Annotated in this window: 21 protein-coding genes and 2 pseudogenes; 7 read left to right on the top strand and 16 right to left on the bottom strand. The window is 61.6% G+C overall.

Annotated elements, in window-relative coordinates; all coding sequences use genetic code 11:
• Position 1: 1 nt before the first annotated feature.
• The 5 genes from L0Z65_RS00515 to L0Z65_RS00495 all read right to left on the bottom strand — a co-directional run bounded on the left by L0Z65_RS00515 (position 2) and on the right by L0Z65_RS00495 (position 5,297).
• Positions 2 to 2,977 carry a formate dehydrogenase subunit alpha gene (locus L0Z65_RS00515; RefSeq protein ID WP_405109770.1) on the bottom strand — a complete coding sequence of 992 codons (2,976 nt, stop codon included), beginning with the start codon at positions 2,975 to 2,977 and terminating at the stop codon, positions 2 to 4.
• A gap of 107 nt (positions 2,978 to 3,084) precedes the next feature.
• Positions 3,085 to 3,276, bottom strand: coding sequence for a twin-arginine translocation pathway signal protein (locus tag L0Z65_RS00510; RefSeq protein ID WP_014875663.1), 192 nt, complete (start codon positions 3,274 to 3,276; stop codon positions 3,085 to 3,087).
• A 59-nt stretch (positions 3,277 to 3,335) separates the two neighbouring features.
• Positions 3,336 to 3,983, bottom strand: a complete 648-nt coding sequence (locus tag L0Z65_RS00505) for a molecular chaperone (RefSeq protein WP_040175636.1) — start codon at positions 3,981 to 3,983, stop codon at positions 3,336 to 3,338.
• A gap of 46 nt (positions 3,984 to 4,029) precedes the next feature.
• Entirely contained in the window at positions 4,030 to 4,761 is a 732-nt protein-coding gene (locus L0Z65_RS00500; RefSeq protein WP_405109764.1) for a DUF3306 domain-containing protein, read from the bottom strand.
• Positions 4,758 to 5,297 (bottom strand): DUF3305 domain-containing protein, encoded by a 540-nt coding sequence (locus tag L0Z65_RS00495; protein WP_405112412.1) that lies wholly within the window; start codon positions 5,295 to 5,297, stop codon positions 4,758 to 4,760. The genes L0Z65_RS00500 and L0Z65_RS00495 overlap by 4 nt, the downstream gene beginning before the upstream one ends.
• 390 nt (positions 5,298 to 5,687) lie before the next feature.
• Between L0Z65_RS00495 and L0Z65_RS00490 the strand changes: the two genes are divergently transcribed.
• Positions 5,688 to 7,637: a 4Fe-4S binding protein gene (locus tag L0Z65_RS00490; protein ID WP_405109761.1), complete on the top strand. Its 1,950-nt coding sequence runs from the start codon at positions 5,688 to 5,690 to the stop codon at positions 7,635 to 7,637.
• A gap of 29 nt (positions 7,638 to 7,666) precedes the next feature.
• Here the strand turns inward: L0Z65_RS00490 and L0Z65_RS00485 are convergent, their stop codons facing one another.
• Entirely contained in the window at positions 7,667 to 8,401 is a 735-nt protein-coding gene (locus L0Z65_RS00485) for a hypothetical protein (RefSeq protein WP_405109758.1), read from the bottom strand.
• A gap of 177 nt (positions 8,402 to 8,578) precedes the next feature.
• Between L0Z65_RS00485 and apbC the strand changes: the two genes are divergently transcribed.
• The 3 genes and pseudogenes from apbC (at position 8,579) to L0Z65_RS00470 (ending at position 10,841) form a co-directional block, all read left to right on the top strand.
• The gene (gene apbC, locus L0Z65_RS00480) at positions 8,579 to 9,643 is read left to right on the top strand and encodes an iron-sulfur cluster carrier protein ApbC (RefSeq protein ID WP_096872345.1); all 1,065 of its coding nucleotides are present in this window, start codon (positions 8,579 to 8,581) and stop codon (positions 9,641 to 9,643) included.
• Positions 9,644 to 9,656: 13 nt separating this feature from the next.
• Positions 9,657 to 10,364 carry a DUF4444 domain-containing protein gene (locus tag L0Z65_RS00475; RefSeq protein WP_405109755.1) on the top strand — a complete coding sequence of 236 codons (708 nt, stop codon included), beginning with the start codon at positions 9,657 to 9,659 and terminating at the stop codon, positions 10,362 to 10,364.
• Positions 10,364 to 10,841: pseudogene (locus L0Z65_RS00470) on the top strand (DUF6505 family protein). Before L0Z65_RS00475 ends, L0Z65_RS00470 begins: the two are co-directional and overlap by 1 nt.
• Positions 10,842 to 10,915: 74 nt before the next feature.
• Here the strand turns inward: L0Z65_RS00470 and L0Z65_RS00465 are convergent.
• The 3 genes from L0Z65_RS00465 to L0Z65_RS00455 are packed head-to-tail and all read right to left on the bottom strand — an operon-like array spanning position 10,916 to position 13,142.
• Positions 10,916 to 11,719 carry a substrate-binding domain-containing protein gene (locus tag L0Z65_RS00465; RefSeq protein ID WP_405109752.1) on the bottom strand — a complete coding sequence of 268 codons (804 nt, stop codon included), beginning with the start codon at positions 11,717 to 11,719 and terminating at the stop codon, positions 10,916 to 10,918.
• The gene (locus L0Z65_RS00460; RefSeq protein WP_096872351.1) at positions 11,716 to 12,441 is read right to left on the bottom strand and encodes an ATP-binding cassette domain-containing protein; all 726 of its coding nucleotides are present in this window, start codon (positions 12,439 to 12,441) and stop codon (positions 11,716 to 11,718) included. Before L0Z65_RS00460 ends, L0Z65_RS00465 begins: the two co-directional genes overlap by 4 nt.
• Positions 12,438 to 13,142, bottom strand: coding sequence for an ABC transporter permease (locus L0Z65_RS00455; RefSeq protein WP_040175495.1), 705 nt, complete (start codon positions 13,140 to 13,142; stop codon positions 12,438 to 12,440). The genes L0Z65_RS00460 and L0Z65_RS00455 overlap by 4 nt, the downstream gene beginning before the upstream one ends.
• A 347-nt stretch (positions 13,143 to 13,489) precedes the next feature.
• Here L0Z65_RS00455 and nadA point away from each other — a divergent pair, with 347 nt between their 5' ends.
• The 3 genes and pseudogenes from nadA (at position 13,490) to nadC (ending at position 17,078) form a co-directional block, all read left to right on the top strand.
• Entirely contained in the window at positions 13,490 to 14,542 is a 1,053-nt protein-coding gene (gene nadA / locus L0Z65_RS00450) for a quinolinate synthase NadA (RefSeq protein ID WP_405109748.1), read from the top strand.
• A 3-nt stretch (positions 14,543 to 14,545) separates the two neighbouring features.
• A pseudogene (locus L0Z65_RS00445) lies at positions 14,546 to 16,227 on the top strand (L-aspartate oxidase).
• On the top strand, positions 16,224 to 17,078 hold the full coding sequence (gene nadC / locus L0Z65_RS00440) for a carboxylating nicotinate-nucleotide diphosphorylase (RefSeq protein WP_405109745.1): 855 nt from the start codon (positions 16,224 to 16,226) through the stop codon (positions 17,076 to 17,078). Before L0Z65_RS00445 ends, nadC begins: the two are co-directional and overlap by 4 nt.
• Positions 17,079 to 17,150: 72 nt before the next feature.
• On the opposite strand, the gene L0Z65_RS00435 is transcribed toward nadC, so the two are convergent.
• The 7 genes from L0Z65_RS00435 to L0Z65_RS00405 form a co-directional block, all read right to left on the bottom strand.
• Positions 17,151 to 18,191 carry a hypothetical protein gene (locus L0Z65_RS00435; RefSeq protein ID WP_405109742.1) on the bottom strand — a complete coding sequence of 347 codons (1,041 nt, stop codon included), beginning with the start codon at positions 18,189 to 18,191 and terminating at the stop codon, positions 17,151 to 17,153.
• Positions 18,192 to 18,223: 32 nt separating this feature from the next.
• The gene (locus tag L0Z65_RS00430; RefSeq protein WP_405109739.1) at positions 18,224 to 18,613 is read right to left on the bottom strand and encodes a hypothetical protein; all 390 of its coding nucleotides are present in this window, start codon (positions 18,611 to 18,613) and stop codon (positions 18,224 to 18,226) included.
• On the bottom strand, positions 18,613 to 19,398 hold the full coding sequence (locus L0Z65_RS00425; RefSeq protein ID WP_405109736.1) for a methyltransferase domain-containing protein: 786 nt from the start codon (positions 19,396 to 19,398) through the stop codon (positions 18,613 to 18,615). Before L0Z65_RS00425 ends, L0Z65_RS00430 begins: the two co-directional genes overlap by 1 nt.
• Positions 19,399 to 19,414: 16 nt before the next feature.
• Positions 19,415 to 19,816 carry a GtrA family protein gene (locus tag L0Z65_RS00420; RefSeq protein WP_405109733.1) on the bottom strand — a complete coding sequence of 134 codons (402 nt, stop codon included), beginning with the start codon at positions 19,814 to 19,816 and terminating at the stop codon, positions 19,415 to 19,417.
• Positions 19,813 to 20,817 (bottom strand): glycosyltransferase family 2 protein, encoded by a 1,005-nt coding sequence (locus tag L0Z65_RS00415; protein ID WP_405109730.1) that lies wholly within the window; start codon positions 20,815 to 20,817, stop codon positions 19,813 to 19,815. Before L0Z65_RS00415 ends, L0Z65_RS00420 begins: the two co-directional genes overlap by 4 nt.
• Positions 20,818 to 21,027: 210 nt before the next feature.
• Positions 21,028 to 23,016 carry a CocE/NonD family hydrolase gene (locus tag L0Z65_RS00410; RefSeq protein WP_405109727.1) on the bottom strand — a complete coding sequence of 663 codons (1,989 nt, stop codon included), beginning with the start codon at positions 23,014 to 23,016 and terminating at the stop codon, positions 21,028 to 21,030.
• Positions 23,017 to 23,088: 72 nt separating this feature from the next.
• Positions 23,089 to 24,216 (bottom strand): CaiB/BaiF CoA transferase family protein, encoded by a 1,128-nt coding sequence (locus L0Z65_RS00405; RefSeq protein ID WP_405109724.1) that lies wholly within the window; start codon positions 24,214 to 24,216, stop codon positions 23,089 to 23,091.
• Positions 24,217 to 24,227 lie beyond the last annotated feature (11 nt).

Genomic DNA, 24,227 nt, shown 5'->3' with positions numbered 1-24,227 from the left:
CTTATGCTGCGCTGATCTTGCAGAGAGTACACTTGCTCTCCTGCATCTGGGTCACGCTGTCATAGCCATAGGTCTGCGCGGTATTGGCACTTTCGCCCAAGACATAGGGGTCAGCTCCATCGGGGTATTTGTCGCGCAGATCTTCGCCCTGGTAGTGACCGCCAAAGTGGAACGGCATGAAGGCAACGCCCTCTCCGACCCGCTCTGTGACCATTGCCATGACCTTGACCTTGCCGCCCTCCGGACCTTCGACCCAGACCTGCGATCCATCCCGAATGCCGATATTGTTGGCATCGCGCGGGTGGATTTCGACAAACATGTCCTGCTGCAGTTCTGCCAGCCACGGATTGGACCGGGTTTCCTCGCCGCCGCCTTCGTATTCGACCAGACGACCAGAGGTCAGGATGATCGGATATTCCTTGGAGACGTCGTTTTTCTGGATCGACGCATAGAGGGTCGGCAGACGGTAGGAATGACGGTCCTCATATGTCGGGTAGTCTTCGACCAGATCCCGGCGGTTGGTGTAAAGCGGTTCGCGGTGGATGGGCACCGGATCAGGGAAGGTCCAGACCACGGCCCGCGCCTTGGCATTGCCGAAGGGCGCACACTCATGGGCAATCGCTACCCGCTGGATGCCACCGGACAAATCCGTCTTCCAGTTCACCTTGGCGACCTTGTCGTCGTAGTCCGACGGGAAGGGCGACATGCTTTGTTCCCCAACTTCATGGGTGTAGTCGGCAAAGCCGTCCACTCCAGCTGCCTTGGCGATGAACGCCCGCTCACTTGGGGTCAGTTCGGTGTGCCAGCCCAGATCCTTCAGCATCTGATAGGTGAATTCGGGATAGCCATCCTGAATATCCGACCCTGCAGAATAGACACCCTCGGCCAGAAGGTTGTCGCCATCCCGCTCCACGCCGAAGCGCGCGCGGAAGGTCAGGCCTCCTTCGGACACCGGTTTGGACATATCATAAAGGTTCGGCGTCCCCGGATGCCCCATTTCGGCGGTGCCCCAGCAGGGCCAAGGCATACCGTAGTAGTCCCCGTCAGCAGGACCACCCACGGCCCGCAGCGTGGTGCGGTCAAAGGTGTGCTGATTGGCCATATGCAACTTCATCCGCTCCGGTGATTGACCGGTGTAGCCGATGGTCCACATACCCTTGTTGAATTCGCGCGTGATGCTTTCGACATTCGGGGTTTCGGCATCTTCCATCTCAATATTGCGGAAGAACCGGTCGCCCCAGCCGAACTTGTTCGCGAACTTGGCGATGATCACGTGATCTGGCAGGCTCTCGAACAGCGGATCGACGATCTTGTCACGCCACTGCAAAGACCGGTTCGACGCGGTGACCGATCCACGGGTCTCGAACTGGGTACAGGCGGGCAGCAGGTAAACACCATCGGTGCGATCATGCAGCACGGCAGAGACGGTGGGATACGGGTCAACAACGACCAGCATGTCCAGCTTCTCCATCGCCGTCTTCATCTCCGTCATACGGGTCTGAGAGTTCGGCGCGTGGCCCCACAGAACCATGGCCCGCACGTTGTTCGGCTGATCCATGTTGTCCTTGTCTTCAAGGATACCGTCGATCCAGCGGCTGACCGGGATGCCCGTCAGGTTCTGCAGCGATTTATCCTTGCCGTCGGCCCCTTTGACGGAGTCAAACTGCGCCGACAGCCACTCACCATCCTCGCCCCAGACACGGCCCCAATGGGCCCAGGCGCCTTTGGAAAGGCCATAGTAACCCGGCAACGTGTGGCTCAGAACGCCAAGATCGGTTGCGCCCTGCACGTTGTCATGGCCACGGAAGATATTGGTGCCGCCACCCGAGGTGCCCATGTTCCCCAGCGCAAGCTGAAGGATGCAATAGGCGCGGGTGTTGTTGTTACCGGTAGTGTGCTGGGTGCCACCCATACACCAGATCACAGTGCCGGGACGGTTGTTGGCCAATGTCCGCGCCACGCGCTTCAGCTGGCTACCGGGGGTGCCGGTCACACGTTCGACTTCCTCAGGCGTCCATTTGGCCACTTCTTCGCGGATCTGATCCATCCCCCAGACACGGGTGCGGATGAATTCCTTGTCTTCCCAGCTGTTGTCAAAGATGTGCCACAGGATGCCCCAGACCAGCGCCACATCGGTGCCGGGACGGAAGCGCACATATTCGTCGGCATGAGCCGCCGTGCGGGTAAAGCGCGGATCACATACGATCAGCGGCGCGTTGTTCTGCTCCTTGGCCTTCAGCACGTGCAACAGCGAGACGGGATGCGCCTCTGCCGGGTTGCCACCGATGATGAAGATGGCCTTGGAGTTATGGATGTCATTGTAGCTGTTGGTCATGGCGCCGTAGCCCCATGTATTTGCAACACCTGCAACGGTGGTCGAGTGACAGATCCGCGCCTGATGGTCGACGTTATTGGTGCCCCAATAGGCGGCGAATTTGCGGAACAGATAGGCCTGTTCGTTGTTGTGCTTGGCTGACCCCAGCCAGTAGACGGAGTCCGGCCCGCTTTCTTCGCGGATCTGCATCATGCCGTCGCCGATCTCGTTGATCGCCTGTTCCCAGCTGATGCGCTTCCACTCTCCGCCTTCTTTCTTCATCGGGTACTTCAGGCGGCGTTCGCCATGGGCGTGTTCGCGCACGGAGGCCCCTTTGGCGCAATGGGCACCAAGGTTGAAGGGGCTGTCCCAACCGGGTTCCTGACCGGTCCAGACGCCGTTTTGCACCTCTGCCACGACGGTACAGCCGACCGAACAGTGGGTGCAGACAGATTTGACGGTTTCCACCGCGCCTGCCGCAGCGGTTGCGGCATTCGCCTTGGTGACAGATCCACCTGTGGCGCTGATGGCGGCAAGGCCACCAATGGCCAGGCCGGATCCGCGCAGAAACGCGCGGCGGTCAACGGAGCTTTCCGCAACCTTGGACAGGATACTGGTCCGCTGGGGGCGTCGCGCAACCCCGTTGGTCTTTTTCCTAAGCATGTGTTCCTCCCTTGCTTCCCTTACGGGTTCGCTGGGTTATTGGGGGCCTTTGGCAGTCGGGCGTCACGCAACCAGTCGCCGGGGGCGTTCATAACATCACCGGTGCGTCAGAACCGGAGGCTGTCGTAGTAGGCGCGGGTATGCGCGGTGTCCTGCATCACCTCTGATGTCAGGTCTGGCTCGGCCGCCTCGGCCGTGCCGCCGGTCGTTGCAACCGCCACTGCCGCAATTGGCGTTGTGGTCGCTGCCAGCTTGAGAAAGTCGCGGCGGCTGGTGGCCTCCTCGGTCTTTCTGGTCATATGATCCTCCTCCTCAAATGGTTGGTTCACAGGGTTATGGGCTAGCGCACCGGCCCGGCTCAGGCGGATTGCTCCGCGCTCATCCGAAATCCTTCGGACTCAATCTCCATGAAGACACGGCCCACGGCGCCGACAGCGGCGTAGAGCACCGAGTTCTTCGCCGCCTCAAGATCGGAATAGAAATGCCCGGCCCAAGGACCGATGTGTTTGTTGAAGAACTGTTTCTGGTCGCTCAGTGGTGCCACCGCGCCAAAGCGCCCCGCGATAAGCGCGCCCATCATTTCCATCAGCGAGGCGATATTATCCTCCGGCTCATAGACATTCTGCGCCCGCGTCATGCCGCGCGCGGCCATGTCCTGCCGCAGGGCCGCCAGCGGTTTTTCATTCAGGAACCCGGTGAGGTAATAGCTTGCGTAGGGCAGCAGCTCACCGCGCCCGAGACCGATGAACAGCTTGTTGAACTCACGCTCGGCAGCTGCCGGTTTGGTCAGCTTGGCCAGTTTCGCCAGCGCATTGATTGCCGTACCCAGATCCGTGTCATCCCCAGCCAGCCCCGATACCTGCGCGAGCAGCATCTCATCCGGCGGACCGGACAGCATCAGGCCCAGAAAGTTATAGAGATCCGCGCGCAGACGATCCTCATCCTGCGGGATGGCAGGGCTGACCTCCTGTGCGATGGTCTCTGACTGGGCTTCCTTGGCGGTCATATGTGTCTCCTTGAGGGGCATCTTGGTCTTTGGATCGGGTCGATGGTCAAGCCGCGGGCGCATCCGTGTCGTCGGCGAAGGTAAAGCGCATCCGCCGCGGCGCAGCCGCCACCGGGTCTGGTATCACTGGGTCAGATGCGACTGGTGCAGATGGCGGCGCATCGGTCGGGATGGCAGGCGCAGCGGCCTCCTGCATGGGCACCTCCGCGTCATCCGCATCCGCAGGCGACAGCAGCGGCATGGTCGGACGGCGCACCGGATCAACGGGCCTGGCCGTTGCGGTGGTTTCCTCATCCACAGACGCGGCCTTCTCTCCTGCAGGGTCCTCATCTTCTACCTCGGCGACGATCCCCGTTGCACGGCCTGCTGCCTCTTCCGCCTGCCGCGCCAGTTCTTCGACATGGGCGGTCATGCCCTTGCCCACCTGATAGGCGGTCTGCAGATTTTCGATCACCATGGCGCTGTCAGTGAAATCCTCACCGTAGTCCAAAAGCCCGTCGACATTCGCCAGCACCGGATTGCTGGCCCACAGACGTCGCAGCGCGCGGGTCCGCAGTCGGGCCGGAATGGTCTCTTTCAGGAAAACGCTGAAGTCATCACCCTGCTGCATCTGATCCGGATCCGGAAGGTTCAGCTCTTCCAGAAGTTCGGCATCGCTCTTCGCCTCAAGCGCTTGCTCTTCGGCAACGCGCGCGGCGGCTGCGGTCGCCTCGGCCTCCGCCTGCTGCTCAGCCGCAACCTTGGCGCGGCGGCGGGACCAGAAATCATCCCCGCTCATGACAGGCGCGCCTTTTTCATCGTGGGCGACCGGTAAACATCGGTCAGCTGGGAGATGCGCGGATCCCCGATACCATCCTCAGTCGCATCGGTTTTTACGCGATCCCGGCGACGTTTCTTGAACGGTTCATCATGGAAATGCAGCTGTGCGAAATCCCGGATCCAGGCCACCAGCCCATCTGGCATCGGTACTTTCTCCACCAGATCCTCACCGTTGTCGGCATAGTCCTGCGCCTCATAGGGCGAAGCCGTCACCAAGAGCACTTCCAGTGGGCGATCCTCCGACGCGCCCTCCCGCAGCACCACATAGATGCAGGGCGGCTCAGCCGTGAGGCCATGCAGATACGCCTCCGCCTCACTGCGGTGCAGTTCCAGCGGCAGGGTGGAGGCATGAAATTCACGGGTCTCCCCCGCTTCGCGCAGCAACTGCCAGTCCGCCGGTGCCGCCCCTGGCAGGACCGAGGTCGCCTTCCAGGACCAGCGCGCCCATCGCGTCACGCCCGGCTGGCGCCGCAATACGACGCCCAGCGGGATCATATCCGTCTTTGCACTGCGATCTGCGGGTTCGGCCACGTCAATGCCCTGCTCATGAATTCGACTGCCCCAACAGTGCCGCATTCCCCAGCTGTGCCGAAAGATAACTTTTGCTGATGGCGCATTAAATCAACATCAATGGTCAAATTGACCAGTCCGATATGACCCCGCAGAACCGCCCGGACGAAAAGTCTATTTTGACTAATTCACTCAGGCTTAACGCTGGGGCAACCCGGCCTGCCTGTGGCGCGAATCACCGGCTTGATTTGCCGGGGATGGCGGCACACTCACGATGCGAATTGCGGTTTACCTGCTTGCGCAAACATGCCTAGTCTGAGCGCGAGGCGGCGGAATTACGCTGCTCTGATAGACCATAGAATACGCGGAGAACCCATGCCTAATACGTTGATTTTATGTGATTGTGCGGGAACACAATCCATCGATTCCGAGGCATTGTCGCGCCGCACCGGTCTGCCCTGCTCCAAGCTGCATTCAGCGCTTTGCACAGATGAGATCGAGCAGGCCGCCGCTGCCTTGACGCAAGAGGATGCAATTATTTGCTGCGCTCAGGAGCACCGCATTTTCGAGGCTCTGGCAGAAGAAATCGACGCCCCTGCACCAGGGTTCATCGACCTGCGCGACCGGGCTGGTTGGACCGCAGATACCGCCGACACGCTGCCCAAAATGACCGCCCTGATCGCCGAAGCGACGTTGGCGCCGCCCCCTGCGAAGACGATAGACCTGCAGTCCGACGGGGTGTGCCTGATCCTCGGCGCACCAGATGTGGCCTATGCGGCGGCTGCGCGTTTGCAGGACAGCCTTGCAGTGACCGTCCTGCTCGACACACCAAGCGACCCGCCTCACAGCCGTGCCTATGACGTGATTGCCGGACAATTGCGTCACGCCAAGGGCGCGCTGGGGCAATTCGCCGTCACCATCGATCAGTTGCAACAGCTGGATGTCACCGGGCGCAACTGGACGTGGGGCGAGGCCCGGAATGGCGGCCAGTCGATCTGCGATCTCATTCTGGATCTGCGCGGCGGTCAGGCCTTGTTTCCGGCTCCCGAAAAACGCGACGGCTATCTGCGGGCCGATCCCAAATCCGCTCCGGCAGTTGCTGAGGCCACCCTTGCTGCAAGCCAACTGATCGGCACCTTTGAAAAGCCGCTCTACGTGCGCAGTGAACCACTGCTTTGCGCCCATTCCCGCGCGGGCCAGACTGGCTGCACCCGCTGTCTGGATGTCTGCCCAACCGGCGCCATCAGCCCTGCTGGCGACCATGTCAGCATTGACCCGATGATCTGTGGCGGCTGCGGATCCTGTGCTTCGCTCTGCCCTTCCGGTGCGATCACCTATGACGCACCTCCAACCGATGCGCTGATGCGTCGGATCCAGACACTGGCGAAGGCTTATCTCGACGCAGGCGGCCCCGCCCCCCGGCTTCTCGTGGTCGACCAGCACGGCAGCGAGATGATCGAACTGGCGGCCCGCCACGGTCGTGGCCTGCCTGCAGATGTGATCCCGCTGGCAGTGGACGCGCTCAACAGCTTTGGTCATGCCGAGGGTCTGGCCGCCCTCGCCGCCGGTTTCACTGAGGTGTCGGTGCTGCTCTCTCCCAAGAGTGAGCGCGACGTGCAGGAGCGCGAAAGCGCGCTCGCCGCGGCCATTGCCGGTCCGCACATGCATCTGCTCGACCTCAGTGACCCGGATCAACTCAGCGATGTTCTGTTTGCTCGCGACGGCACCTTGGCTCAGGTCGAAACACCTCAACGCCCCATGGGCACCCGCCGCCAGATCACCCGCCAGGCCGCCAAGGCACTGCTGCCCGAGGCTGAGACCCTGCCGCTGCCAGAGGGCGCGCCCTATGGTGCGGTGCTGGTGTCATCGGACAACTGTACGCTTTGCCTCTCTTGTGTCTCTCTCTGCCCCTCCGGCGCGCTTGGCGACAATCCGGACCTGCCGCAGCTGCGCTTTCAGGAGGACGCCTGCCTGCAATGTGGCCTCTGCGCCAATGTCTGCCCGGAGGATGCGATCACTTATGAACCGCGCCTCAACCTGACGTCAGCGGCGTTGTCACAGGTGGTCCTGCACGAGGAAGAGCCTTTTGCCTGTGTCGAATGCGGATCGCTGTTCGGTGTGAAGTCGACCATCGACAAGATCACCGAGAAGCTGGCTGGGAAACACTCAATGTTTGCCAACCCGGATGCTGCCCGAATGATTCAGATGTGTGACGACTGCCGCGTCAACGCACAGTTTCACCAGCAGAATTCTCCCTTCGCGGGCGCGGAGCGGCCCAAGGTTCGAACCACCGAGGACTACCTCAGCAAACGCAAGGATCATTGATCCTGAGGGACCGAGAGACGATGACGCCCCTATTTATGCTCCAGCGGTGCGCCCAGATCCGCGGGGCTGAGTACCGCCACATAGGCCAGGATGTTCTCCAGGTCATCCAGTGTGATCTCCACCGGGACGATGGGCGAGGGTCGCGCCTCATCAAACGGCGGCGTGACCTCGGCGACCTGGGTAAAGGCGGGGTGCGGATTCAAGGCATAGAACGCCTGAAACCGCTGTTCCCAATCCGCAAGGCTGCGCAGAACATAAAACGACGGTGTCGAGCCGATGCTATTGATCCGCCCGGCTTCCTCTACCGCATGGCAGCGTCCGCAATGGACCTTCGACAGATGATACCCGTTCCCGGCGTCACCATCCCATGTGGCAACAGCCTCCTGCGCATCCGGTTGCGCGGGCACGCGAAACATCTGGGTCCCCTCCGGGGCGAAGGCAGCAATCGTGCGCCCGCCCACCTCAGAGGTCAGCCAATCCGCAAACCGCTGCGCGCCCGTGTGATCCGGGGTGATCAGCTCCAGATGCCAGATGATCCCGCCACCCTCCATCACCGGTGCCCCCCGCGGTCCCAAAGCGATCTCTGCGTCTCCGCCCGGCTCGACCACCTCCACCCGCACCTGTGTTTTCAGCGAAAATCGCGGCAGCATGAATCCCAGCACCCCGGTGTCCATGAGCGCCTGGGGCGCAATCAGCCGAACCGTGCGCGGATCACCCTGTGCCAGAGCGACCATGGGCTGCATCGAAACGGCAAATACCAGCACGACCAGTATCCCCGTATATTTGCGCAAAAGACTACATACCCAGACCATATGAAATGCTAGGAAACCATCTACATCCCCGTCAAGAACTGTTGCAGCCGAGGCGACGACCCCGGCAGATCATCAATAGCAATCAAGCCAGCTTGACCCAAGCTCGCACCAAGAAGGAGCAACCCCGGCGTGTCCCTCACTCGTGAAACTGTCCTAGAGGCGCTCAAGACCATCAAAGACCCGGTGTCCGGCAGCGATATCGTCGCCGCAGGCATCGTCCGCGCGCTTAATATTGAAGAGGACACTGTCCGCTTTGTTCTGGAGATCGACCCGGCGAAATCCGACGTCTACGCGCCTGTGCGCGATGAGGCCGACGCCAGGGTGACAGCGTTGCCCGGCGCGGGCAAGGTCTCTGCCATGCTGACCGCCCATTCCACCAAGGCGCCGCCGGATCTGAAGCCGAACAAACCGGCGCAGCCTCAAGGTCCGCAGAAGATCCCCGGCGTTGACCGGATCATCGCAGTTGCCTCGGGCAAAGGCGGTGTTGGCAAATCGACGGTTTCGGCGAATATCGCCTGCGCGCTTGCCGCGCAGGGCCGCCGTGTTGGCCTGCTGGATGCCGATGTCTATGGCCCCTCGCAGCCACGGATGCTGGGTGTCTCTGGCCGCCCGGCCAGCCCGGATGGCAAGACCATTCTGCCAATGCGCAACCATGGTGTCACCATGATGTCGATCGGCCTGATGACCAACGAAGATCAGGCGGTTGTCTGGCGTGGTCCGATGCTGATGGGCGCCTTGCAGCAGATGATGATGCAGGTGCAATGGGGCGCGCTGGATGTGCTGATCGTTGACCTGCCACCGGGCACCGGTGATGTGCAGATGACGCTGGCGCAAAAGGCCCATGTGGACGGCGCCATCGTGGTGTCTACCCCGCAGGATGTCGCCCTGATCGATGCGCGCAAAGGCATCGACATGTTCCAGAAGCTGAATGTGCCAATCCTCGGTATGGTGGAAAATATGTCCACGCATATCTGCTCCAACTGCGGGCATGAGGAACATGTCTTCGGCCATGGTGGCGTCGCAGCTGAGGCTGATAAGCTGAACGTGCCGCTGCTGGCAGAAATCCCGCTGCATCTGGACGTACGGGTGGCGGCTGACGGCGGTGCGCCGATTGCGGTCAGCAAACCCGACAGCGCGCAGGCCAAGGCGTTCCACGATCTGGCCGCCGATCTGGTCGCCAAGGGTCAGGCCTGATCCGGTGGCGGACATGAGCGAACTCAGCTTCCCGCCTCTGATGGCGGGGCTGGCCCTCAACGGGGCCGAGGATCCCTTTGCCCTGGCCTGTCAGAAGGCGGTGCTGGGCTGTGATGCGGGCCTAGTGGTGCATAATCTTGCGCATGATCGCTTGCTGGCAGCTCTTGTGTTTGCGCCGGAGGTGGCGTTGCAGCAAGCGATGACCATGCTGCCGGTCTGCGCTATCGCGCTGCAAAACGCACTGGGCGCGCTGGCCCCGCCAGAGGTGGCGGTGCACCTGCAATGGGATGGCGGGCTGCGCATCAATGGCGGGCGCTGCGGCCGCCTGCGTGCCGCCGCCAGCACCACCGCACCGTCAGAGGTGCCAGACTGGCTGGTCATTGGCCTCGACCTGGCACTCTGGCCGCCGAGAGATGGCGAAACCGGCGACCGCCCCGAAGATACCGCGCTTTATGCTGAGGGCTGCGCCGATGTGGATGCCGGTCAATTGCTGGAAAGCTGGGCGCGCCACGCGCTGCACTGGATCAATCGCTGGGAAGACGCAGGCACCGAACCGGTTCACAGCACCTGGCGCGGGTTGGCGCAGGACATCGGCGAGACCATAACCCACGACGGCCGGACCGGTACATTTCTCGGGGTGGATGAGGACTTCGGCCTGCTTTTGCGGGACAAGACCACCACCCATCTGATCCCGCTCACCACGCTACTGGAGACTCCATGATGCAGCTTGCCCGCGCCATTCACTTCGACGAAAGCGATCAGAACGTCTTTGCCAGCCCCGCCCGCACCGGGGAGTGGTGCATTTCCGGCGGGTTTGAATTTTCCAACTGGGAAGAGGCGGATCTGATCGGCAAACAGCGCCAGGCCTTTGCCAATGGCTGGATGGGGCTGGAAACCGGCGGGCGCTCCACCTTTGTCGCGGTGACCAAGATCGAAGAGGGTGAATTGGCCACCCTCACCGATTTGCTGGCACAACATTTTGTCAGCTACTATGGCGCCCCGAATGCCGATACCGCCCGCCCCGTGGCGGAGGAAGAGCTGGCCCATATGGCCGACCTCTGCGCCGATCACGCGCCCAACACTCTGCTGACCGTCATGCGCGAGCTGACAGATGCCGGCTGTCAAGGAAAGCTATCGCGCGATTGAGGCACAGGACGCCGGGCTGGAGCAATTCGCCATCCATGTAACGGACGACTGAACGCCTACGACCCACGAAAAACGCCGCGCAGACTCCGCGCGGCGTTTTCCAATTCATGCACCAATGGGCACGCATCACTGCTCGGCGTTGAACACAAACAATGCTTCGTCATTGATCTGATAGCTGTTGATCAGATCCTTTGCCTTGTCCGACACCAGCCAAGTCTCCAGCTCGGCCACCAATTCCGTTTTCACATGCGGGTGCTTTTCCGGGTTCACCGGCAGATAGGCGTATTGATTGAACAGCACGGGATCGCCGGAATAAAGCAGCGCCAAATCGCCCTTATTGGCGAAATTAAGCCAGCTGGCACGGTCGGACATGATATAGCCGTTCATCCCTGCCGCTGTGTTGAGCGCAGCGCCCATACCTGCCCCTACCGCATTGTACCAATCGCCAAACCCTTCCGGGGACAGATCGGCAGAGTTCCACAGGCTCAGCTCTTTCTTGTGGGTGCCGCTGTCATCCCCCCGGCTGACAAAGGCCGCTTCAGAAGCTGCCACCTTCTGCAGCGCCTCTGCCGCAGAGCCTGCCTTGGCAACGCCCGCCGGGTCCGCCTTGGGGCCAACAAAGACGAAATCATTATACATGATCTCCCGGCGATGGGTGCCATTGCCCCCGGCCAGAAACGCCTCTTCCGCCTTTTTGGAGTGGACCAGAATGGCATCCACATCACCCGCTTCACCAAGGCGGATCGCCTGACCGGTGCCCACCACCAACAGCTGCACCTCCAATCCCAGATCGGCCTTGATCTCAGGCAGCAGTACCTCCGCCAGACCGGAGTTGTGGAAGGATGTGGTCACCGCCAGCTTCATCTCCTCCGCCAGCGCAGCCGTTCCCATCGCCAGCGCGGCCAAAGCCCCCAGCATAATCCGTTTCATTCGACAATATCTCCTCTTAGAAATGCGCGTCCCTGTTCGGTGTGCGGGCGGGCAAAAAACGCCTCCGCCGCTGAAAACTCGGAAATCTGGCCATGCAGCACAAACAGCACCTCGTCCGCCAGACGCTGGGCCTGTCCCATATTGTGGGTCGACATGATCAACCTCGTACCCGCCGCCGCTGCCTCGCTCAGGATTTCTTCAATCTCGCGGGTGGCCCGCCCATCGAGCGAGGCACAGGGTTCATCCAGAAACAACAGCTGCGGCTTGCGAATAAGCGCGCGGGCCAGTGCCAGTTTCTGCCGCTCCCCGCCGGACAGCAAAACCGCAGGCCGCTGCAACGCATCCCCGCCCAATCCGATCCGCTCAGCCCAGACCTCAGCCTCCGCCAGCGCGACCTTGCGCGACACGCGGTTCAGCCGCAGCGGATAGGCGATATTCTCCACCACCGAGCGGCGCATCATAACTGGCGTCTGGAAGACAAAGGCCTGACGCCGCTGCGCCTCCGCCATAGGACAGCCCCAGCTGATCTGCCCCTGTCCCAGCCGCAGAATACCATGCAGCATCTTCAACAGGGACGTTTTGCCCGATCCATTTGGTCCGATCACAATGGTCGTCCCCTGCCCGTCCAGCCGCAAATCCACCGGCCCGATCAGCGTCTTGCCACGCCGACGCACCTGCGCCCCGTTGACCACCAGCGGGAAGAGAGTGTTCGCCTCGCTCACCAACGCCCCTCACTTTCGGTCTTGCCCAGCCAGTGAATGGTCAGGTTCACCGCAACGGCCAGCGCGATCAGCACAAAGCCAAGCCCCAGCGCCATGGCGAAATCCCCCTTGCCGGTTTCCAGCGCAATTGCCGTCGTCAACACCCGCGTGGCATGGTCGATATTGCCGCCCACAATCATGATCGCGCCGACCTCGCCAATTGCGCGGCCAAACCCGGCCAGCGCCGCCGTCAGCAAGGCCCGCCGCCCATCCCAGAGCAGCGTGCAGATCCGTTGGAATTGACTGGCGTTCAGGGAAATCAGCAGGTCGTGGTAATCGCTCCACAGATCCCGCAGCGACTGATGCGCGATGGAGGCCACGAGAGGCACAATAATAATCACCTGCGCGATGATCATCGCGGTCGGGGTGAACAGCAGCCCAAGCACCCCGAACGGTCCGGCCCGCGACAGCATCACATAGACCACAAGCCCCACCACAACAGGCGGCAGCCCCATCAGCGCATTGAGCACCGCAATGGTGATCCGGCGCAGGCGAAACCGGCGCACCGCCAACAAGGCCGCCAACGGCAGCGCAATCAACGCAGCCACCAGCAACGCGGTCAAAGTGACCCGAAGCGAGCGCAGCGTAATCTCCACCAGATCGCTATCCAGCGTGACCACCAGCCAAAAGGCCTGGACCAATCCTTCCCAGAGATCAGACATGGAGGCGGGTTTTCTCCCTATGGGACCGGTCTTACCGCTTCCCTCTACTGCGTGTTGGTTCTGTGCAAACCACAATATCGGACTGCCCAATAGACAAAAACGTCACCCATCGCGCATTTTGGACAAATTGACCCCGCCCCGTTTGCGCTGACATTACCCGATGGTCAGAAGGTCGTCACGACCTCTGGATCCAGTCGGTTGCCGATGTTGACGGATTGGCGCCGATTTGCAGCAGGAATTCCCGCTTTTCGGGCAATAAACCCCGTTCACTTGCTTGCGTGCTAAATGTGAACATGAAACAAGAATTCCCCAAAGTGCCATCTCCGGCGCAGCTTTGAGGAAATGCCATGTTCGATCTGCAAACCATGCGCGATCAGCTCGCCAACCACTATGACCTTGCGCCAAATCCGGCTCTGGCCGAAGAGATGTCCGGGGTTTACGCCAATATGGGCCGCGTGGTGAACCCGATCGACTGGGCCACCTACGCGCCTTATGTTGCGGCCATTCTGGCCCTCAAGAAAGAGCGGAACGCCGTCATTCTGGCGCATAACTACATGACGCCGGAAATCTACCATGGCGTTGCCGATGTGGTCGGCGACAGCCTCCAGCTCGCGATTGAGGCCGCCAAGGTCGAGGCAGATGTGATCGTGCAATGCGGCGTGCACTTCATGGCCGAAACCTCGAAAATCCTCAGCCCCGACAAAACCGTGCTGATCCCCGATATGGAGGCCGGTTGTTCGCTCGCGGAATCGATCACCGCCGATGGCATCGCCCAGATGCGCGAGAAATATCCCGGCGCGCCGGTGGTCACCTATGTAAACACCACAGCCGAGGTCAAAGCTGCCTCCGATATCTGCTGCACCTCATCAAACGCCGCCCAGATTGTGGCCGCACAGGAGAGCGACACCGTGATCATGACGCCAGACCAATATCTGGCGCAGAACATCGCCCAACAGGTGCCGCAGAAAAACATCGTCTGGTGGGAGGGCTCCTGCATTGTGCATGAGCAATACACCGCCAAGGATCTGCGCGATTTCCGCGAATGGAACCCCGGTACCCGGCTGATTGCCCACCCTGAATGCCCGCCGGATGTGGTGAATGAGGCGGATTTCTCCGGCTCCACCAGCGGCATCATCAAATATGTGACCGACGAAAAGCCCGAAAAGGCAATGCTGATCACCGAATGTTCGATGGCTTCGAATATTGCCGATCAACTGCCCGAGGTGGATTTTGTCGGCCCCTGTAACATGTGCCCCTACATGAAGAAAATCACTCTGGAGAAAATCCTGTGGTCGCTGCACACCATGTCCGAACCGGTTGAGGTCAACGCCGAGGTGGCCGAACAGGCCCGCGTTGCGGTGCAGCGGATGATTGATCTCAGCCAGAAACTGGGGATCTGATCCTTGGACACCCCCGGCGCGAAGGTCACCTCTGAGGATCAGGTCCGCGAGGCCCCCCGTGACAAGACCCGCCCCCAACTGGATGTGCAGGCCCGGGCCGAGGCCACCGCCGCCTGTGACACCGATCGCGTGGTGATCGTCGGCGCCGGCATGGCCGCACTCTATGCCGCGCTTGAACTGGCGCCGCGCCCTGTGCTGATGATTTCGCCCGAAACCCTTGGTGAGGGGGCAAGTTCCGCCTGGGCACAGGGGGAGTCGCCGCCGCGATGGATCAGGCCGACAGCCCAGCCGCCCATGCCAGCGATACTCTGCGCGCGGGTGCCGGAACTGTTGATGCCGAGGTCGCCGCCATGGTCACCAAGGTGGCACAGGACCATATTCTGGACCTGACCGAGCTGGGCACGCCCTTTGACCGCACCGCCGATGGCGGCTTTGTCATGAGCCGCGAGGCCGCCCATTCCATGGCCCGTGTGGTGCGGGTGAAAGGTGATCAGGCTGGTCGGCAGATCATGGAAACGCTGATTGCAGCGGTGCGCGCCACGCCGTCCATTCAGGTCCATGAGGGCACCCAGGCCGTCCGGCTGGACGTCAGTGACAGCCGCGTCACCGGGGTCTGGGTCAGCGATGCGAGCGGCACCTCCGTACCGCTTTTGATCCGCGCGCCCGCCATTCTACTGGCCGGGGGCGGCTCTGGCGGGCTGTTTGCACATACCACCAATCCGCCCCGTATTCGCGGCCAGGTTATCGGCTTTGCCGCCCGCGCCAGCGCCTGCATTGCCGATCCTGAGTTCGTGCAGTTCCACCCTACCGCCTTTGACATTGGTGAGGATCCGGCGCCGCTGGCGACCGAAGCGCTGCGTGGGGACGGCGCAACCCTCATCAATGCTGAAGGCGCCCGTTTCATGCTGGCCGCGCATCCGGATGCCGAATTGGCACCGCGCGATATCGTCGCCCGCGCGATCTTTGCAGAAACGCAGGCAGGCCGCCGCCCGATGCTCGACACGCGCGACGCCTTGGGCGCCGAGGTGCTGACCCGTTTTCCCACCGTCGCGGAAACCTGCGCCCGTGCCGGTATCGACCCCGTTGCGACCCCAATTCCGGTCGCAGTGGCCGCGCATTACCACATGGGCGGCATCGACACCGACATGCAGGGCCGCGCCAGTCTCGCCCATCTTTGGGTCTGTGGCGAAGCCTCTTCAACCGGACTGCACGGCGCCAATCGCCTCGCCTCCAACGGTCTTTTGGAGGCGCTGGTCTACGCCCGTACCGCCGCACAGGATATCGCCGAAACCCTGGGGCCGCTGCCCGATCACGGGCGCCAGTCACCGACCCTGTCGCTGACCTTTGCCCCCGCCACCACGCCTGCCGCCCCCGCCAGCGCAATTGCCCGCCTGCGTGAGACGATGACCGCCCATGTTGGCGTGCGCCGGGACGAAGCCGGGCTGAAAACCGCGCTTGCAACAATCGACCAGCTGCTGACAGAGCACGGCGATGACGAGAGCTTTGCCAATATGTGTGCCACCGCCACGCTGATCGCCGCCGCCGCATTGGCCCGTCGTGAGAGCCGGGGCGGGCATTTCCGCGATGACTATCCCGACGCCGACCCAGCACAGGCCCATCGCACTCACATCACCCTCACCGAGGCCCGTACTATCCGCGCCGCCGCCGTCAAGGATCTGACATGACCCCGTCCTTTGCCACCCTGCCCGACCTGATCCTGGAGCCTCTGATCCGCGCAGCCCTGCTGGAAGATCTTGGCCAAAGCGGTGATGTCACCACCCGCGCCGTGATCCCGGCAGAGACCACCTACCAGGCGCGGCTCAATGCGCGCGACACCGGCGTGGCGTCCGGCATGCAGATTGCCCGCATCGCCTTTCACCTTGTCGACCCGACGCTCAAGATCGACACACTGGTGCAGGACGGCCAACCCTGCGCCCCCGGCCAGACGTTGATGACCATCGCAGGCTCTGCCGCGTCGATCCTATCCGGTGAACGTGTGGCCCTGAACTTTGCCGGGCGCCTGTCCGGCATCGCCAGTCTGACGGCCTCATTCGTGGCCGAAACCAGGGGCACCGCGACCCGGATCACCTGCACCCGCAAGACCACCCCCGGTCTGCGCATGGTGGAGAAACAGGCGGTGCTACATGGCGGCGGCTACAATCACCGCTACGGGCTGTCTGACGCGATCCTGATCAAAGACAATCACATCGCCGCCGCCGGTGGCGTGGCCGCCGTCCTGCACGCAGCCAGAGCCAATGTCAGCCATATGATGAAGGTCGAAATCGAAGTCGATACGCTCTCTCAGCTGGAAGTAGTACTGGAGACCGGTGGCGCCGATGTGGTGCTGCTCGACAATATGGACACCGACACGCTGGCGCAGGCTGTGGCGATGGCTCAGGGCCATCTGCTGACCGAAGCCTCCGGAAATATGCGCCGCGACCGTATTGCCGAGGTCTCGGCTACGGGTGTTGACTACATCTCCTCTGGTGCGCTGACCCATTCAGCGCAGACGCTGGATCTTGGCCTCGATTTCTGAGCCTACCCAACGGAGCTGACAGGCAAACGGGGGCCCTGAGGCCCCCGTTCTCGTTTCATCTGATATATCAGCTCACCCGCCATCGGGGATGTTGTGTGCCGCCTCGCGGATTGGGGTGGATGACAGCATGATCACGCTGCCCACGTCCAGATTGCGCACGTCATATTGTGCACCGCTGGCCCCCGCCTGCACATCTTCCGGCAGATGGGCACAGACATCTGGCGTCATCTCACAGATCACCACATCACGCCCCGTCAATTGCGTCAGGCGGAACGCCACCGACAGGTCATGCTGCAGGCCTGACTTCTCCCCCGACGGCAGCGACAGATATGTACCGCTGACATAGATCGGGCCATCCACCGGTGTGATCTGCGCCACCATCTCGCGGCTGTCTGCCTGCCAAGCAGTAATATCGCGATGTTGCAACATGTTGAACGCCAGATAGATCAGCGCAACAAAGGCCAGAAGGTTGCGCCCGATGCGGTCCCAGCCCGCGCCCCGCGCCGCCAGCTCCTGCGACAGCAGACCCAATAGCACCGCATAATAAAGCCAGACAAACCCAGAAACACGCGGCGGCAGGGTGATGCCGGTCTTGACCGTCTGTACAAAAATCAGCCCCATCCCAAGACAGATGCCCGCAAGCGGATAGATCACGCGCCAAGGATCGGAGTGTCCGACGGCCCATATAGCCCAGCCAAACAGCGCCAGCTGAAACACGGTCAAAGGCAGGAAGTGGAATGACATCAGCGATGCAGAGCTGGTCAGAAAACTCCCAATCAGGCCAATGTTCTCCACTACAGACGCCAGATCATGGGCCGGGCTTGGCATCCGCCATTCGGCCATCGGAATACCAAAAACGCCGTGAAACAGATAGTTCAGCGTATAGATTGACGCCATCGCCAGTGCAAAGCACAGGATGAACAGCCCCAGTAACGCCGCCAGATCCTTGGCCGAGCGCTGCGTATCCGCGCGAGTCAGACAGAGGGCCAGCAGGAAAAACGGGTAGGTGGTATAGGCCGTCAGCGCCAGCGGTACAAATGGCACCAGCAGCCAGCGACAGGTCCGATCCGACAGCTGTGTGGTTGCCAGGGCATAGATGGCAAGGATCGCCATGCCGGGGATCAGGGTATTGAACCACAGTGAAATCAGCAGCGCCTAAGCGCAGACAGGCCCGCAATCAGTGCCACCGCCCCCTTGCGCCACAGCGCCGCCCCGGCGCCCAGCGCATTGTGCGCAAGGCACCCCAACACCACAGCCCAAAGTGCATTGTAAATCAGGTAGTTGACCCAGCTTGGCAGCAGAGTTTCGCGCAGGTGCCACAAGTAGTTGACCCAGCGCCCTTCCATCAGGGTTTTAACGTAGTAGGTTTCCGCATCGCCAAACAAGGCCGGGTAGTCGTCGTGACGGATCAGCGGGTCCGGCAGTTGAAACACCGCCGCAATCAGCAACCCGACAAAGGCCACCGCGATCGTCGCCGCCAAGGGCCAGACGCCCTGTCGTGGCGCCACCACGGGGCCGTCCATCACCAGTGTCATCAGATCGTTCCTTTTGCTGAACCAGCACCCACCAGACCCGCAGCCCGCGCCTGTCGCGCAATGATCGCCGCGCGCGCCTGGGCGATCTTGGTCACCATCGCCTCGGGCATCACAGAGACAACACTGCGACGCAACCGCCAGCCAATACTGCCTGCAGGCTGCACTTTCTGGCCTGCTGGGATTTCGGTTGCGAGGACCTCCTCAGGCAGGCCCTCACGCCCCGCCTCATTCACATAAAGAACCGTGTTGTAACGATACCAGGGCTCTACCCCCTCCGCCTCTTTCAGGGCCGGGCGCACGCAGTCAAAGGCGCGGTACCCCTGTGCGGCAAAGAGGCCCTGCCAGAACGACAGCGGCTGTTCATTGATATGAAACTCCCCGCCCTGCCCCGGTACGGCGGCTGAAAACAACACCCGATCCGCATGGCGGGTCAGCCCGTTGACCAATGTCGCGGACGCAGCCTTCGGCAGATGCTCCCCCACTTCCAGGCTTTGCGCCAGATCGAAACGGCGCCCTAGATCGACGTCACCCGTCAGATCCGCCGCATGGTAACACGTCGCCGGGATCGCCAACCGGTCACGATCTACATAGTCGCCGTCTACACCGGCGACCTCCTCAACCCCTGCCTTGGCCCATTCACTGAGCCAGACGCCACGACCACTGCCCAGATCCAGCACGCTCTCTGCACCCAACCAAGGCTGTACAGCAGCGATCAACGCCTGCGCCGAGCTGCGTGCGCCAAGGTCGATATAGTCATAGAATTCATTGGAATAGACATGCGACATCGCGGGTGTCTCCTCTTTACGCGCCGTTTCCGGCATAGACCCAGATTTTGAAGAACAGATAGTTTTGTACCGGCAACCAAACCGCCACGACACTGGCCGCCAGCCAGTCAGGCCAGCCAAGCATCGGACCGATACCGCCCGTCAGCAGCCCCGAAGTCACAAACCCCAGCCCGATAGTACATCCAAACCGCAGCGCCTGATCCGGCTGGCCAAGCGTCTGACGGAAGGTCCAGACGGTCTGACCGACATATTGCACCAATACCGCCAGGGCAAAGGCCAGCGCATTGGCGAGCCCCGCCACAAACCCAAGCTGCAGGAACCCCAGGAACAGCAAGACATAAATCGCCGCAACCGAGACACCCACAATGGCAAAGCGGATCAACTGGCCGAGGTCCTTCTGAACGACAGCGCGGATCATGACGCTTCTTTTTGGGCGGGAGCCTTGGGCGATGCTGTGGTCGAACGGCTGTCACCGGTGAAGTCAACGGCATGGGCCGAAGGATGCCCGGTCTCCTGCGACAGGAAGTAAAGCGGCCGCTGCTTGCTCTCCATATAGAGCCGCCCGACATATTCGCCGAGGATCCCCAGCGTCAGCAGCTGGATGGCGGAGAAGAAGGAAATCGCCAAAAGGACCGAGGCCCAACCAGCAACCGTGTTGAACAGGATCAGCGAGCCAAAGACATAGATCGCCATCAGCACCGTCACCAGCAAGCTGACAAAAGCCAGCCTCGTGGCCATTTTCAGCGGTTTGGTGGAAAATCCGGTCAGCGCATCGGTGGCAAAGCGCAGCATCGCCTTAAAGGGATATTTTGTCTCGCCCGCCACCCGTGCCTCGCGGACATATTCCAACCCGATCTGGTGGAAACCGGCCCAGGCGAACATGCCACGGATGAACCGCGCCCGCTCCGGCATTTTCAGCACCGCATCCAGCGAGCGACGGCTCACCAGACGGAAATCGCCGGTATCTTTGGGGATATCCACATCGGACAGCGTATTGAGAAAGCGGTAAAACAGATAGGCCGTCACCTTCTTGAACAGGGTTTCGCCATGACGTTCGGCACGGCGGCCGTAGACCACGTCATAGCCGCGATCCATCATCATCATCATGTCAGGCAGAATTTCCGGCGGATCCTGAAGGTCAGCATCCAGCATGAAGATGCGCGCGCCTGTCGCGGCCTCCAGCCCGGCGGTCAACGCAACCTGATGGCCGCGATTGGCCGACAGGCGAATGCCCCGCACCACCGGATGCTGCTTATGCGCGGCCTCCATCGCGGCCCAAGTCTCATCGCTGGAGCCATCATCGACCAGAATGATCTCGGCCCGGTCCGCCCAGGGTTCGATTGCCTGCACCAATCGATCCACCAACAGGGGGATGGACTCTTCCTCATTATAGCAGGGTACAACAACGGATAGATGCACCTTCTCGCCCCAATTCTGTTTGTCGTCTGCTCCAAGCCGGGGGCCATCCGCCCGACAGTCCAGCGCGGTGAAAACATCTCAAGGGGGGTATTCTCACCCGAAATGGTTAACGCGCAGTTCTGTTTTTGGTCACAGAACATGGCCAAACCGTGGCGAACTGGGGGTCAATCCGGGGAAAAACAGCGATTTTTAACAGGATTTGATGCGAAATCACAAACAATCGCGCGGCAAGCTCTTGCTCCATTCCTTAACACAAACTTCTGTCTGGTCGGCACCTTCGGTGGCCACAACCCTGCGCCAGAGGTGGAAATTTTCGCGGTCCCCGCGCATCAGATTGTCGGTGTCGACCTGCACCTGCCAGTCTTCGCGCGCGAATGTGAACCGCCACTGGCTGGAGAATGTCGCACTTGCCGGATCATCTGGATGGATTGCATAGCGCATGGACACATGGCTGCCGACCTCCATCCCATGCACCGGATCAATCGCCGCGCCATAGTCATCAAATGTTTCCAGCACCAGCGTGCCGTCGGCCTCCTGATAGGTGTTGGAAGTGCCGGATGGCGCGCGGGTCATCTCCGCCTCATAAGTCGGATACTCCCGCGCGGCGCTTGGCGCCTGCGGGTCGCTCTCTGCCGCGCCCTGACGTTCCGGCAGGATCAGCGCACAGCCGCCCAGATGCAGGGTCAGCGCCACAGGCTCTGGCGAGGGCCAGACAATCGGCCAGTAAGACGTCGACAGCGCCAGCCGCAGCTTATGGCCCACCCGCAGGTGATGGGCACATTCATTAAGCGCAAACTCCACCTCATAGCGCTTGCCCGGTACCAACGCCTCCGCGCGTTCATGGCTGTCATCATGGCACAGGTTACGCCCGCGATAGGTGATGCGCTGTGACACGCCATCCGGCGCCACATCACACAGCCGCGCCATCACCTGCGCCACGGGCTTGTCGACGGAAAACGCCAGCCGCACCCGCGCCCGCCCCAGCAGCTCCAGCGGCACATCCAGTGGCTGCGTCTCAAAACAGGTGGACAGCGCATCATCGCCCGCCTGATCGCCCGGCAGTTCATTGTCAATCCGCATGCCAGCGCAGAAATAGCCACCGGCCGCACCAAGGGTTGCCGGATTGGACACAACAGCCTCCCCCTCCTCCGGGGTGGCCTGCAACATGCCCTGCGGCCCAAGATGATGCGTCACCTCCTGCACATTTGGGGACGGCCAGGCGGCCTCAGTAACCCAGCGGCCCTGCCGGGGTTTGTTCTCCTTGGTCGGGTTGAAATGCTCCTGCATATAAGTGCGATAATCCGGCAGAGCCTCTGCCCCGCTGTCTTCGCCCTTCAGCCAGCGATCAAACCAGCGCAGCACCTCTCCGTGAAAATCATGCGCCTCCAGCTTGGAAATATGCGCATAACGGTGCTCCCAGGGACCGATCAGCGCCTTCGCCGGGGCCTGCATATTGGCTGCCAATGCAGGCGGTGCATTCACATAGGCATCCGCCCAGCCGGTGATCGCCAGCACCGGTGCCTGGATTGCAGACCAATCCTCGCAGACCGACCCGTGTTTCCAGAAATCATCCCGCTGCGCGTGGGACAGCCAATCCGCGGCCATAAACGGCAGCGTCTTGATCCGCTCCACCCAGGCCGCGCGCCAATCCGGGCGCAGCTCGGGATCCAGCGGGCGGGTCTGATAGGCAAACATCTGCGACGCCCAATTGGCATTATCGCTGAGCAGGCAGCCCCCCATGAAATGGATATCATCGGCATAGCGATCCACGGTTGAGGCCACGCTGACCACCGCCTTCAGCGCTTCGGGCTGACGTGCGGCCAACTGCAAGCCGTTGAAGCCGCCCCAAGAAATCCCGACCATGCCGATATTGCCGTCGCAATAGGCCTGCGCCGCAAGCCAGGCCAGCACTTCCTCGCCGTCGCTCAGCTCCTGTTCGGAATACTCATCATCAAACTGCCCCTCACTGTCGCCCGTGCCGGCGATATCGACCCGCAGACAGACATAGCCCTCAGCCGCAAAAACCGGATGTGTGGTGGCATCACGCGGCGCGGTGCCGTCGCGTTTGCGATAGGGCAGATATTCCAGGATCGCAGGATAACGCCCCTCTGCCGCAGGCCGCCACATCCGCGCCGCCAGACGACGCCCATCCGGCAACGGAATCCACAGATGCTCAACTCCGGTGATCTCCATCGCCATGGCGCGCTCTCTTCCTGTTTGGTTTTATATCAAGCTGTTGCCGCCCACCCAAACGGTCGGCGATCCGGAGGTCTAGTCTCCCTGCGACATCTCCTGCGCCACCGGCAAGATCGGTGCCGATTTCTCCAAGGCCAGCTCCGCATCGGAAAACACCCAAGGGCCCCGCACACCGGGCACATCTTCCGGCGCGATCTGCATCTGGCGATGCTTGATCTGCGGGTCGTCAAAGGCCTGCCCGATGGTATTGATTGGTCCCGCAGGTACAGTTGCAGCCTCCAGCGCCGCCAAAAGATCCGCCTGCCCCCACTGCGCCAGCGCCGCCGCCAGCATCGGCGTCAGATCGCCCCGGTTGGCCACCCGCAGCTGATTGGAGGCAAATCGCGGATCATCCGCCAGCCCCGCCATATTCAGCACCGCACAGAGCCGCGCAAACTGACCATCATTCCCCACCGCAAGGATCACATGCCCATCGCGCACTGCCATCACCTGATAAGGCGCGATATTGGGATGCTCATTGCCCATCCGCGTCGGACTGGTGCCGGTGGCCAGATAGTTCATGTTCTGATTGGCCAGCACAGCCGTTGCACAGTCCAAGAGCGACATATCGATATGCTGCCCGCGCCCGGTGGTATGACGCTGCTCCACCGCCGCCAGAATGCCGATGGTGCCGTAAAGACCGGTGACAATATCGGTGATCGCCACACCCACCTTCTGCGGCTCCCCTTCCGGCGCGCCGGTGATCGACATCAGCCCGGACATGCCCTGCAACAGGAAATCATAGCCCGCCCGCGCCGCATAGGGGCCATCCTGACCAAAGCCCGTGACCGAGCAATAGATCAGGCGCGGATTGACCGCTTTCAAACTGTCATAGTCCAGCCCGTATTTCGCCAGCCCACCGACTTTGAAATTCTCGATCAGAATGTCGGCACCCCGGATCAGCTCCAGCACCGTCTGCCTGCCCTTCTCGGTGCGAAAATCTGCGGTGACGCAGGACTTACCCCGGTTCGCCGCATAGTAATAAGCCGCCGTTTTATCACCCTCCCGCTCAATGAAGGGCGGTCCCCAGCGACGGGTATCATCTCCCTCGGGGCTCTCGACCTTGATGACCTCCGCACCCAGATCGGCAAGCGACTGGCCAATCCATGGCCCTGCGAGAATACGGGCCAGTTCGACCACCTTCAGACCTGCAAGCGGTGTCATGGGCTCTCCTG

Source organism: Phaeobacter sp. BS52, assembly GCF_045040595.1.
GTDB classification, from domain to species: domain Bacteria; phylum Pseudomonadota; class Alphaproteobacteria; order Rhodobacterales; family Rhodobacteraceae; genus Phaeobacter; species Phaeobacter piscinae.
This window is presented reverse-complemented; position numbering and strand designations above follow the sequence as displayed.